The 12,829-nt window shown below is 67.3% G+C and carries 9 protein-coding genes; 8 read left to right on the top strand and 1 reads right to left on the bottom strand.

What is annotated here, in order from left to right; all coding sequences use genetic code 11:
- Window positions 1–78 precede the first annotated feature (78 nt).
- A complete protein-coding gene (locus IRZ30_RS11290) occupies window positions 79–1,824 on the top strand; it encodes an alkyl sulfatase dimerization domain-containing protein (protein ID WP_294085213.1) in 1,746 nt (581 codons plus the stop codon).
- 213 nt (window positions 1,825–2,037) lie between these two features.
- Window positions 2,038–3,264 carry a DegT/DnrJ/EryC1/StrS family aminotransferase gene (locus tag IRZ30_RS11285; protein ID WP_294085211.1) on the top strand — a complete coding sequence of 409 codons (1,227 nt, stop codon included), beginning with the start codon at window positions 2,038–2,040 and terminating at the stop codon, window positions 3,262–3,264.
- 115 nt (window positions 3,265–3,379) lie between these two features.
- Here IRZ30_RS11285 and IRZ30_RS11280 read toward each other — a convergent pair whose 3' ends face one another.
- Window positions 3,380–4,330 carry a proline dehydrogenase family protein gene (locus tag IRZ30_RS11280; protein WP_294085209.1) on the bottom strand — a complete coding sequence of 317 codons (951 nt, stop codon included), beginning with the start codon at window positions 4,328–4,330 and terminating at the stop codon, window positions 3,380–3,382.
- A gap of 455 nt (window positions 4,331–4,785) precedes the next feature.
- On the opposite strand from IRZ30_RS11280, the gene IRZ30_RS11275 reads away from it, so the two are divergent.
- From IRZ30_RS11275 to IRZ30_RS11250, 6 genes are all read left to right on the top strand, one after another.
- The gene (locus tag IRZ30_RS11275; protein ID WP_294085207.1) at window positions 4,786–6,558 is read left to right on the top strand and encodes an ABC transporter substrate-binding protein; all 1,773 of its coding nucleotides are present in this window, start codon (window positions 4,786–4,788) and stop codon (window positions 6,556–6,558) included.
- A 69-nt stretch (window positions 6,559–6,627) separates the two neighbouring features.
- The gene (locus IRZ30_RS11270) at window positions 6,628–7,569 is read left to right on the top strand and encodes an ABC transporter permease (protein WP_294085205.1); all 942 of its coding nucleotides are present in this window, start codon (window positions 6,628–6,630) and stop codon (window positions 7,567–7,569) included.
- Window positions 7,570–8,448: an ABC transporter permease gene (locus IRZ30_RS11265; protein WP_294085204.1), complete on the top strand. Its 879-nt coding sequence runs from the start codon at window positions 7,570–7,572 to the stop codon at window positions 8,446–8,448. It begins immediately after the preceding gene.
- A 417-nt stretch (window positions 8,449–8,865) separates the two neighbouring features.
- Window positions 8,866–9,798: an ABC transporter permease gene (locus tag IRZ30_RS11260; RefSeq protein ID WP_294085203.1), complete on the top strand. Its 933-nt coding sequence runs from the start codon at window positions 8,866–8,868 to the stop codon at window positions 9,796–9,798.
- Between the two features lie 16 nt (window positions 9,799–9,814).
- Window positions 9,815–10,759 (top strand): ABC transporter permease, encoded by a 945-nt coding sequence (locus tag IRZ30_RS11255; RefSeq protein WP_294085202.1) that lies wholly within the window; start codon window positions 9,815–9,817, stop codon window positions 10,757–10,759.
- 127 nt (window positions 10,760–10,886) lie between these two features.
- Window positions 10,887–12,692: a peptide ABC transporter substrate-binding protein gene (locus IRZ30_RS11250; RefSeq protein WP_294085200.1), complete on the top strand. Its 1,806-nt coding sequence runs from the start codon at window positions 10,887–10,889 to the stop codon at window positions 12,690–12,692.
- Window positions 12,693–12,829: the final 137 nt, after the last annotated feature.

The raw sequence follows: 12,829 nt of genomic DNA, 5'->3' as shown, positions 1-12,829 counted from the left end.
CCATTGCTGCGTCGTCGGACTTCCAATTAGAATGCATGTTCTGTGCGTATGGCACGTGTTTGTGGATGGGAGAACAGGGTGCCAATCCCGGAACCACTCTTCCTGACGGGGAAGAACCTCGCCTTCACCGAGGAGGCCGCGACGGTCCCGCCGCGATTGACCGACCACGCGCGGACGATGGACCAGGGCGTCTACCAGGTGGCCGAGAACTTCTACGTCGCCGTCGGCTATGGACAGGCCAACATGACGATGGTGGTCGGGACCGACGGCGTGCTGATCATCGACTGCCTCGAGAACGAGGAGAACGCGCGCCAGGCGCTGAGCGACCTGCGGAAGGTGAGCGACAAGCCGATCCAGGCGTTGATCTACAGCCACAGCCACCCCGATCACATCTCCGGGGTGCGCGCGATTCTCGATTCGGAGCAGGTCGAAAACGGGCAGGTGGCGATCTACGCCCACGAGCGGCTGCTCGCCGGGGTGCGGGGGAATCCCAGTCTCGGGATCGTGCCGGCGCTCCGACTGGCGTACACGTTCGGCTTCGACCTGGAGCGCGGGCCCGAAGGGTGGGTGGAGACCGGCCTCGGGACGCAGTTCCACACCGGCACGATCGGCTTCATCCCGCCGACAACCGTGTTCCAGGGCACGCTCGACATTCAGGTGGCCGGGATCACCGTGCAGCTCCGCGAGGCGCCGAGCGAGTCGGACGATGAGATCGTCATGTGGTTCCCGGATCACGGCGTCCTGCATGTCGCGGACGTGATCCAGGGCGAGACGCTACCGAACGTGTACCCTTTGCGAGGCGCGGTCCGTGATCCGCTGCAGTGGGTTCGGGCGATCGACCTGCTCCGCGAGTACGACGCACAGGCACTCATCTTCGGGCATGGTCGCCCGCTCGTGGGCAAGGATGACGCCCGGGCATTGCTCATGGCCTACCGGGATGCGGTGCAGTACGTCCATGACCAGGCCGTCCGGCTGATGGCCCGCGGCTACACCCGCGACGAGCTCGCAGAAACCCTCACCGAGCTACCGTCTCGCCTTCGTCATCATCCCTGGCTCGGGGAGTTCTACGGCACCGTGAAGCAGACGGTGCGGCAGATCTATCACAACTACTACGGGTGGTTCCAGGGTGACCCCGCCTCGATCGACCCACTGCCCCGCCGCGAACGCGCCGCCCGCTACGTCGACGCGATGGGCGGACGTGACGCGGTAATTGCCAACGCCGAGGCAGCGTACAACGCGGGCGATTTCCGCTGGGTCGCGGAGCTCCTGACGCACCTGCTCCGGCTGGACCCGGAGGATCAGGACGCACGCCGGCTCAAGGCGGATGCCCTGCGACAGCTCGGGTATCGGACCAGCAACCCCATCTGGCGCAACAACTACCTGATGGGCGCCAAGGAGATCGACGGGACGCTGGATCGTGCCCGCCTCCTCGCCACGCTCCGCGCGCTGGGGAACCCGGACGTCGCCGCCACCATGCCGATCCCGCTGCTCCTTCGCGCGCTCGCCACCCGCCTGAACCCGGCACAGAGCGAGGGAACGCACCTCACGGTAGGCTTCCACTGCACCGATACGGGCGCCAGCTACGGCCTCGCCATCCGCTCCGACGTGGCGGAGGTCCTCGCCACGGCTCCTGCCGACGCGGCACTGGAGATCCAGACCACCGAGCCGACGCTGCGCGGCCTCCTCACCGGCCGGCTACCGTGGGCGCAGGCCGTCGCGGACGGCGCGGCGACGGTCACCCAGGGCACGCCCGAGGGCGCAACGCATCTCTGGAGCCTGTTCGATCCGCCCATGGGCGAGCTCCCGGCACTCGCACTGCGGTAGCCGCACGGACGCGAATGCCGTGCGTGACGACCGGAAACGCAGCGTACCGGCGAGGGACACACCGCAGGGCCTGCCACCATCGGCATGGTGGCAGGCCCTGTCAAACCCCCTCGACGGCACGGTCCCGTTGCGGGGATACTGGCACCCATACCCGGCGCGATGCCGCGGCGAACAGACTCACACCGCGAGAAGCGCTCCCGTCTGGAGGTGCGGATGATCCCACGAGGCAAGCCGGATATCGGCTGGGCGGATCTGGCCGTCGCGGCGGCGCGGTGCCTGTGGCCGGGCGACCGCGCCGCGGCGCAGCGGCGGGTCGAGGCGGCGTGGTCGCCGCAGGGTGAGGCACTGGCCTGCCTGTCGGTGCGCAGCGCGTTCGACCTGCTCCTCCATGCGCTGGCGCTCCCGGCCGGGAGCGAGATCCTGGTGTCGGCGATTACGATCCGGGACATGACCCGGATTATCGAGCATCACGGTCTGGTGCCGGTGCCGGTGGATCTCGATATGGCGACGCTCTCGGTGCCGGTCGCGAACCTGGAGCGGGCGTGGACGCCGCGCACGCGCGCGATTCTGGTGGCCCACCTGTTCGGGAGCCGGATGCCGCTGGATGACGTCGCGCGCTTCGCCCACGAACGCGGGCTCGTGCTGATCGAGGACTGCGCTCAGGCGTTCACCGGGCCGGACTATCACGGGCATCCCGCGAGCGACGCCTGCCTCTTCAGCTTCGGTCCGATCAAGACGGCGACAGCTCTGGGTGGCGGGATCGTGACGGTGCGCGACGGCGCGATCCGCGAGCGAATGCGCTCGCTCCAGGCGGGATACCCGGTGCAGAGCCGCCGGCGCTACCTGAAGCGGGTGCTCACCTTCGGCATGTTCAAGCTGCTAGCCACGCCGGTGCCGTACGGGGCCTTTACCGCTGCATGCCATGCGCTGGGGCGGGAGCACGACGCGGTCATCAGTGGTGCCCTGCGCGGGTTCCCAGGCGCGGGACTGATGCCCAAGATCCGGCAGCAGCCGTCCGCGCCGCTCCTGGCCCTGCTCGCCCGGCGGGTGACGCGGTTCGACCCGCGCCGGGTCGCGCGGCGGGCACAAGCAGCCCGCACGGCGATCGCCCTCATGCCCGGCGTGGACCGACCCGGCACGCGCGCCGCTGAGCACAGCTACTGGGTCTTCCCGATCCAGGCCGCGGACCCGGACGGTCTGGTGCGACGACTCTGGCGACACGGCTTCGACGCAACGCGGGGAGCTTCCAGCATGTCGGTCGTGGACCCGCCGCCGGATCGACCGGAGCTGGAGCCGCGGGAGGCGCGGCGCGTCATGGACCAGGTGCTCTACCTCCCGGTGTACCCCGGCATCGCCGACCACGACCTTGCCCGGCTCGCGCACGCCGTTGCCGCTCCGGCCCCCGCAGAGGCAACGACGGTCGCCCGCGAGACCGGCTAGGCGCGCCGCGCCCGACTCCGCTCAGGATGACGCGCGGGGAGCGCGGGCGGCTGGCGGGTAGACGGGGCCAGTCCCGCAACGGTTATCCGTCACCGACCGCCGCGCCGTGATGGCGTCACGTACTCAACGGGAGCCGGACGGCGTTGCGCGCGAAGAAGAGAAGGTTGGCCGGGCGCTCCGCCAGCCGGCGCATCAGGTACGGGTACCAGCCGGTGCCGTGGTTGGTGGAGATGAGCACCGTGTAGCCGCGCCGGAGGAGCTGGAGCTGCAGGTCCGTCGCGATGCCGTAGAGCATCTGGAACTCGAAGCGGTCGCGGGGGATCTTGTTGGCGATCGTGAAGTCGATGACGTGCTCGATGATCCGCTTGTCGTGGGTGGCGATCGCGGTGTAGCCGTCGGCGGAGAGTGCGCGCTCGGCCAACCGGATGTAGGCGCGGTCGACGTCGGCCTTGCTCGGGTAGGCGATGTCGGGCGGCTCGAGGTACGCCCCCTTGACGATCCGGATGTTGGGCGCGTAGGGGAGCAACGATTCGAGGTCGACCTCGCTGCGGTAGAGGTACGCCTGGAGGACGACCCCGGTGTTGTCCAGGCCCGCCTCGCGCAGGTCCCGGTAGATCCCCAGCGTGCCGTCGACCCACGGCGAGTCTTCCATGTCCATGCGGATGAAGGTGCCGATCGTCGCGCCGTGTTCGACGACCCGGCGGACGTTGCGGAAGCCGACCTCCTGGCTCACGCTCAGGCCCAGGTGGGTCGGCTTGAGCGCGATGTTGGTGCGCAATCCCTCGGCCTTGAGGCGATCGATGACCCGGATGTAGTCGTCGGCCACCCCGTCGGCGGTCGCCGCATCGAAGACGTGCTCGCCGAAGATCGTGGTGTTGGTTTTGAAGCCCATGTCTTCGAGGCGACGCAGCGCCTGGATCGCCTCGTCGAGGCTCTCACCAGCGACGAAGCGTGCCGCGCCGAGTTGCATCCCGTAGCGCTCGACGGTGCGCCGCACCACCGGGTTCGTGGTCGCGTGGAGGATTCCGTTCCGGAAGACCCGATTCACCGCATCCGACAGGCCCATGGCTCGCCATCACCTCCGCATCATCAACCGCGGCCGCACCCTGGCCCCGGCGCAGGGCACGTTCTCGTCGCGCCCGCCCTCACCCGCATTGTAGCGGCAACCGACCGAGCGCCGCGGAAAGCTCAGCACGGCGGAGCTCCTGTTATCCCTGCTGGCTGCCCCGGGCGTTGGTGGCGGGGCACGCCGCGTCCCGTCCCGCGCGTCGCAATACCTTAGGCGCACACCACTTTCACACATGCCGCTGTTGACACCGTTGCGGCTGTCTGTTAGTACTTGGTCGAATAGCAACACCGGTGTGATTACCGACGCGCTGCGGGCGCTCTCCTGAGCCGAACCCGACGGCAGACCCGCTCTTCGGGGACTTGCCCGGAGTGGCACCACCCGTTCCCACCCATGGACGTCTCCACCCCCCTCGCGGGCGTGTGGTTGGGCGTGTTTGATGCAGAGGAGGAGTCATGAACCAGCAACGTGACCGTGAGATGCACGAACTCGCCGCCGCCGTGGCCGGGGGGCAGATCAGCCGACGCGCCCTGCTCCGCCGAGCTGCCATGATCGGCCTGAGCGCGCCCGTCATCGGCGGACTCCTCGCTGCCTGCGGTGGTGGTGGCAACGAAGAAACCGAACCGACCAGCCCCGCCGGTGAGGGGAACGGGAGCACCGCGACGACCGAGCCCGGCGAGACTCCGTCGGGCGGCGCGCCCTCGGGTGATCGACCGGTGCTCCGCTTCGCACTCGACGCGGCGGACCTCGGCACCCTGGACCCGCACTACGCATCGAGCACCCCCGACCGCACCGTGGTCGACATGATCTTCAACGCTCTGGTGCGCTACAAGCCGGGCGACAGCTCTCAGTTCGAGCCGGACCTGGCCACTGAGATCCCGGAGCCGGAGATCGTGGACGGCAAGCAGGTCTGGACCTTCACCCTGCGCCAGGGGGTCATGTGGCACCCCGGCCCGCAGACGGAGTCGTACGAGCTGACGGCGGACGACGTCGTCTTCTCGCTCCAGAAGTCGGCCAACTCAGACACCTCGGCCTACGCGGCAGAGTACACCGGCATGACGTTCGAGAAGGTCGACGACTACACCGTCCGGATCACGCTCGACACGCCGCTCTCGCCGCTCCTCTTCCTGCCCAAGGTCGCCAACTACTCCGGCGGGTTCATCATGAGCCAGCGGGCGGTTGAGGCGATGGGGCCCGACGCCATCAAGACCCATCCGGTCGGCACCGGACCGTTCATGTTCCAGAACTACACGCCGCAGAACACGATCGAGCTGGTCGCCTGGGACAACTACTTCCGCGGCGCGCCCAAGCTGGCGGGCGTCACCCTGCGCTTCATGCCCGATCCCTCCAGCCGTGAGCTGGCGCTGCAATCGGGCGAGATGGACGTGGTAGACGGCATCTCCGAAGCGCGCTGGGTGGACAAGATCAACGCGATCGACGGGCTCACAGCCGACGTCTTCGGTGTCGGCGAGGTCACCTTCGTCAACTTCGACATGAGCCGGGAGCCGCTCTCGGATGTGCGAGTCCGCCAAGCGCTGGCCTACGCTATGAACCGTGAGGAGCACCTGGCGCTCTTCGGCGAGCCGGTCGCGCAGAGCGTCTACTCCGTCGCCCCGGCCGAACTGATGGCCGGCGGATTGACGCGCGAGGAGGCGGAGCAGGCAGGCGTCGCCTACGACTACGACCCCGATCGCGCCCAGCAGCTCCTCGCCGAGGCCGGCGTACAGAACCTCACCTTCGAGGTCGTCACGTCGGAGCTGGACAGCTACCGCAAGCACTATGAAGCACTCCAGGCACAGCTCGCCAAGATCGGCGTCACGCTCACGGTGAACGTGGTCGACCACCCCACGTTCCACAGTCTGATCCGGGAGAACGTCAACCCGATCGTGATCTACATCGCTTTCCGGCCGAATCCGGACGCCTACTTCTCCCAGTTCTTCCACTCCGATGCCATCGTGGTCACCGGCCCCAAGCCGAACACCAACTTCTCGCACTACGACAAGGTCGACGACCTGATCGAGGAGGCACGGGCCGAGACCGACCCCGACCGGCAGGTGGAGCTCTGGAAGGAGATCAACACCCGGATCCTGCAGGACATGGCGGCCATGCCGCTCCTGTACATCAACCAGGTCTACGGGCGCTCCAAACGGGTTGACTACGGGCATGAGCTGAAGTCGTCGCTGGCCCTCTACCCGCAGATCACCGAGTTGACGACCATCACCGGGTAACGTGTCCACGCGGCCCGCTCGGGTCCTGCTCGGTTCCGGGCGGGCCGTGCTCTAGGATGGGTGGCGCCTGTGGCTGTCTATGCGCTCAAGCGCATCCTGCTTGCAGTGCCGACACTCCTGGCGGTACTGACGCTCATCTTCATCATCGTGCGCGTCGTGCCGGGCGATCCGGCCACGGCCGCCCTGGGCGACTACGCCTCAAAGGAGGCAGTCGAGGCCCTGCGCCAGCGGATGGGCCTCGACAAGCCGCTCTACGTGCAGTACGTCGATTTCCTGAGCGGGCTGCTCCGCGGCGATCTCGGCCGCTCGCTGATCAGCAGCCAACCGGTGATCGATCAGATTCGCTTCGCGCTGCCGCACACGATCGAGCTCGCCGTTGCCGCGATCCTCATCGGCCTGGTCCTTGGCATCCCCGTCGGCATCATCACCGCCGTCCGCCGCAACACGATGGTCGACTACGTGGGACGGGTCCTGTCGCTGGCGGGGCTGTCGTTCCCGGCGTTCTATCTCGGCATCCTGCTCCTGTACTTCTTCTCCGTGCGCTGGCGCCTCTTCCCGACCCTCGGAGCCGGGAACTTCTCGGACCCGTTGGCCAACCTCCACCACCTGGCGCTTCCGGCTATCAGCCTCGGGCTGATCGAGACGGCCTACATCGGGCGCATGACCCGCTCGGTGATGATCAACGTCCTGGGCGACGACTACGTGCGCACGGCGCGGGCGAAGGGGCTGAGCAACCGGGTCGTCCTGCTGCGGCATGCCTTCCGCGCGGCGCTGATCCCCATCGTCTCGCTCGTCGGTATCTTCGCCATCTCGCTGATCGGCAGTTCGGTGCTGACCGAGATCGTCTTCTCACGGCCGGGGCTGGGCCGGTTGATGGTCGGGGCGATCCGCCAGCGCGACTACACCACGGTGCAGTCGATCATGGTGATCTACGCCTGCTTCATCGTCTTCATCAACCTGATCACCGATCTCGTATACGGACTGGTCGACCCTCGCGTAAGGTACGAATAGGTGGCACAGGCCGAAGCGACACTCCCATCCGTCAGGTATGTCTCGCAGCGGCGGCGCCTCTGGCGCACCTTCACCCAGAACCGCGCCGCCCTGGTGGGCCTCGCTATGGTGGCGATCATCGTCTTCGTGGCCGTGGCCGCCCCGCTGCTAGCACCGCATGACCCACTCGAGCAGAGCGTGGTCAATCGCCTCACCCCTCCCAGCGAGGGCTATCCCCTGGGCCGGGACGACTACGGGCGCGACATCCTCTCGCGCATCATCTACGGCGCTCGCGCAGCGCTGCTGGTCGGCATCGTCTCGGTCGCCTTCGGCGGGCTGCTCGGCACCGCCATGGGCACCGTCGCCGGGTTCCGCGGTGGTCGGGTCGAGACGACCATCATGCGGGTCGTCGACGTCATGCTCGCCTTCCCGGACCTCATCACCGGGCTGCTCGTGGCCGCCGTGCTCGGCGGGGGCATGACCAACCTGATCCTGGCCATCGGGCTGACCATCGCCCCGCGCTTCGCCCGAGTGGCCCACGGCCCGACGCTGTCGCTGAAGAACAAGGACTTCGTTGAGGCCGCACGTGCCCTGGGCGCCCGCGACGGCCGGCTCCTGCTGGTCCATATCGTGCCGAACGTCGCCGGCGAGTTGCTGGTACTCGCCAGCCTCTGGACCGCCTCAGCCATCCGGCTGGAGGCCAGCCTGAGCTTCATCGGCCTGGGCGTGCAACCGCCGACGCCGAGTTGGGGCCAGATGATCCGCGACGGGACGATCCACCTCACGGACGTGCCGCTCTTCTCCCTCGCCCCGGGGATCGCGCTGCTGCTGACGGTGCTCGCGTTCAATCTCCTGGGCGACGGCCTCCGCGACGCGCTCGACCCCAAGGCCCAGGCGTGATGCGTCTGGCGGCCTGCCCCCCGGACGGGCTCCCGGTGGAATGGCGCCGGTCCGGGGCGGCATCGGTGGGGCTCCTGACGTTTCCCTCATGACCGCCAGCCGCCGGATTCGGCACACAGACGTGGATCTATCGTGCCGGACACGGCCTTCCTCGGGCAAGCACGGGACGGAACCTTGAACCATCCCGCCCAACAGTCTGGATTCTGCGCATCCGGTATGTGCCGATCTGAACGGCTCACAGGACGCACGCACTCACAGCTCTTATTGACACGTCCGCACGCCGATGATACGGTAGCTACGCATTCGTAGCGAGACCGACAAGAGGCAGCAGCGGCCGCGGACCGCCGTTCCCAGGCGGACCCGGGGCAACTTCCAGTACCCGGCGCCGTCGTGGGGACGACCTAGGGGGGATGGGAAATGAGTCAGTATATCCTGCGCCGCCTGTTCTGGCTGGTGCCAACTATGCTGGCGATTTCACTCGTCACGTTCATCGTGATGCACGCCACACCCGGCTCACCTCTGCAACCCGACGCGCCGAACGCCAACCCGCTACCCCCCGCCGCCCAGCAGAATCTCGCCCGTAAGTGGGGCCTGGACAAGCCGCTGCACGTCCAGTACCTGACCTTCCTCAAGAACGCCCTCCGCGGCGACTTCGGCAGCTCCTACGTCCACAAGACCAGCACTGTCATGGAGATCCTCAAGCGCACCTTCCCGGTATCGCTCCACCTCGGCACCATGGCGCTCCTGCTCGCGATCTTCATCGGCATCCCGCTCGGCGTCCTGGCAGCGGTCGACCAAAACGGCCCGATCGACTACGTGTGTAGCTTCATCGCGACGCTGGGCGTCGCGGTGCCGAACTTCGTCCTGGCGATCTTCCTGATCGTCGTCTTCGTCCTCGGGCTCGGCGTCATCCCGCGCACCGGTGGCTGGACCAGCCCGGTCGATTGGATCCTGCCGACTATCGCGCTCGGCCTCGGCCCGCTCGGGATCCTGGCCCGCTACACCCGCTCCAGCATGGTCGAAGTGATGCGTCAGGACTACATGCGGACCGCGCAAGCGAAGGGGCTGTCCCAGCGCGCGGTGATTCTCGGGCATGCGGTCAAGAACGGCCTGCTGCCCCCCTTGACCATCCTCGGCCCGATGTTCGCCGCGGTCGGCACCGGATCCTTCTTCGTCGAGACCCTGTTCCGCGTGCCCGGCATGGGCCGGTTCTTCGTCGACAGCATGATCGCCCGCGACTACCCGCTGATCATGGCCATCATCCTCCTCTACGGGATCTTCCTGGCGATCATGAACCTCGTGGTGGACATCCTCTACAGCGTGGTGGATCCACGGATTCGGCTGGCCTGAGGAGGGGAGAAACGCCATGGATGCGCTCGGCTCGCGCCGTGAAGAGACGCTGGCGCCGTCGACTACCGAGGCCGGCCGCCCAGCTTCAAAGACGTTGGCCGGCATGGCCCGCCCGCACCGCACCCTGTGGCAGGACGCATTCAGGCGCCTGATCGCCAACCGCCTGGCCCTGGCCGGGGGAATCGTCATCCTCTTGATCGCACTGATGGCGATCTTTGCGCCCGTGATCGCGCCCTACCCCTATGACAAGCCCAACTACAGCGCGATCTCCCAGTTCCCCAGCCGCGACTTTCCGATGGGTACCGACCTGACGGGGCGCGACATGCTCAGCCGCATGATCTACGGCGCCCAGGTGTCGATGCTGGTCGGCCTCGGCGCGCAGGTGATCGTCTTCCTGATCGGCGTCCCCATCGGCGCCATCGCCGGGTACGCCGCCGGTAAGACCGACACCATCCTGATGCGCTTCGTCGACGTGATGTACGCCTTCCCCCAACTGCTGTTCGTGATCCTGATCATGGCCGCGCTCGGGCGGGGCTTGCAGAACATCTTCATCGCCATTGGGATCACCGGCTGGGTCACCATCGCCCGGTTGACCCGCGCCGAGTTCCTGTCCATGCGAGAGAAGGACTATATCCAGGCGGCGCGCGCCGTCGGGGCCGGGCCCTGGCGGCTGATCACCCGCCACATGCTCCCTAATGCGCTCACCCCCATCGTCGTGGCGCTGACCTTCGGTGTGCCGGAGGCCATCTTCACCGAGGCGAGCCTGAGCTTCATCGGCGTCGGCATCAACCCGCCGCGACCAAGCTGGGGGCAAATGGTCGGTGAGTATTTCCCGTACTTGCAGTCCTATTGGTACCTCGCGCTCTTCCCGGCGATTGCGATCGCGGTGGTGATGATGTCCTTCACCTTCTTCGGCAACGGTCTGCGCGACGCGCTCGACCCGCGCATGCAGCAGAAGTAGGCGGAGCGCGCGAGGATCCACCGGCTGGGCGGCCGGATGCTCCTCTCCACGATGTAGGACCTGAACGGTAGCGGAACCACGATGGATTGGCCTGGCCGCGACGAACGCGGCGCGAGAGGAGGAGACGATGGACAAACTTCGGTGGTGGGAAGATCCGGAACAATTGCGGCTGCTGCACAAACGATTTGAAGCCGTGCGAGCCGACCGGCGCCAGTTCCTGGCCATCGTCGGCGCGGCCGGGGGCGCCGCTGCCGTGTCGCTCGCCCTGGCCGCCTGCGGTGGCTCCGAGGGAGAGGGTGGCGGCGGGACCACCGGCGGGTCCGAGGGAACCCAGGGAACCGGCAGTGAGTCCACCAGCCAGCCCGGCTCGGCGGAAGGGGAGCTGGCCGAGGAGCAAGTCTTCCGCGTCAACTTCGAGACCGACCCGACAAGCCACGACTTCAACTGGGACCTCTACTGCGGCGGCGAGGAGAGCCTCTTCGCCCAGCTCGGCCAGTTCGACGAGGATCTGCAAGTCCAGCCAGACATCGCCGAGCGTTGGGAGGCCAACGAGGACGCCTCGGTCTGGACCTTCTATCTCCGCAAAGACAGCAAGTGGAGCAACGGCGACCCGGTGACCGCGCACGACTACGAGTGGTCCTGGAAGCGCCAGCTCGACCCGGCGACCGCTGCCCCCTACGCCGGCTTCCTCTACGACTTGAAGAACGCCGAGCCGTTCAACCTGGGGCAGGGCAACTTCACCCGCGACGACATCGGCGTCAAGGCGGTCGACGACTACACCCTCGTCTGCACGCTGGAAGGCCCGCGCGGCTACTTCCCGGTGCTGGCGTCCTACATCGCCGCGGCTCCCTCGCACCGTCCGTCGGTCGAGAAGTACGGCGACAAGTGGACCGAGGCCGGGAACTGCGTCTCCAACGGCCCGTTCAAGCTGGTGGAGTGGCGTCACGACGAGATCGTCATCTGCGAGAAGAACGAGGGCTACTGGAACGCGGCCAACATCACGCTCCAGCGGATCGAGCGCCCGATCATCGCGTCCGATGCCTCCCAGCTCGCCTATGAGAACAACGAGATCGACTGGCACTACCGCGGGCAGCTCGGGCAGCTCGAACGGGTCCAGAACGACCCCACGCTGTCCAAGGAGATGGTCAAGTACAACCTGTACGGGACGTGGTACCTCGCCCCCCACTTCGGCATGCCGCCCTTCGACGTGCGGGAAGTGCGCCTGGCGATGTCCCACGCCATCGACCGGGATGTCATCGTCAACAACGTGCTCAAGGGGCTCGGCACCCCGGCCTATACCATGACCCCGCCGGGCATGCCCGGGTACAACCCGAACAAGTACGAGGAGTACACCGCCTTCGACCCGGAGAAGGCCATGGCCCTGCTCAAGGGCACCCCGTATGAGGGCGGCAAGAACTGGCCGCCGATCACCCTGACCCAGCGCGAAGAGGGCGACGCGCCGAAGGCCGCCGCCGAGGCCATCATTCAGATGCTCAAGGAGCATCTGGGCATGGACATCAAGCACGAGATCGGCGAGCAGCGCGAGGTCTACGACCGGGCCTACAAGCACGAACTGCAGCTCTGGTGGGTCCGCTGGTACATCGACTACCCCGACCCCAACAACACCCAGTACCTGGTCTGGTACTCCAAGTTCCCAACCGGCTCGCGCCACACCTGGCAGAACGAGGAGTACGACCGGCTGGTGAGCGAGGCGGCCGGGGAGAAGGACGAAGAGAAGCGGCTGGAGATGTACCGGCAGGCCGACGAGCTGATGCTCAAGGACGGCGCCGCGATCTTCGTCTACAACCCGTACAACTACGGCCTGCTCAAGCCGTGGGTCTCCAACTTCCCGCGCAACTCCCAGGGCGAGCTGGTCCCGACCTGGAATGTGTTCGTGCGCATGTACGACCGGATCAAGATCCTGAAGCACTAGGATCCGGCGACAACCGAGCGCGCCGACGCGGCCGGGCGGCACCGGACTTGGTGCCGTCCGGTCGTGCGTCCGGCCCGCTCCCCGTCCGCCAGGCCGCCCGCACACCGGTTCCCAGCGTCCCCGTCCCCCTTCCCCGC

It is taken from the genome of Sphaerobacter sp. (assembly GCF_019683595.1).
In the GTDB taxonomy this organism is placed as follows: Bacteria; Chloroflexota; Chloroflexia; order Thermomicrobiales; family Thermomicrobiaceae; genus Sphaerobacter.
The sequence above is the reverse complement of the archived record's forward strand: the minus strand, read 5'-3'. Positions and strand labels throughout refer to the sequence as shown.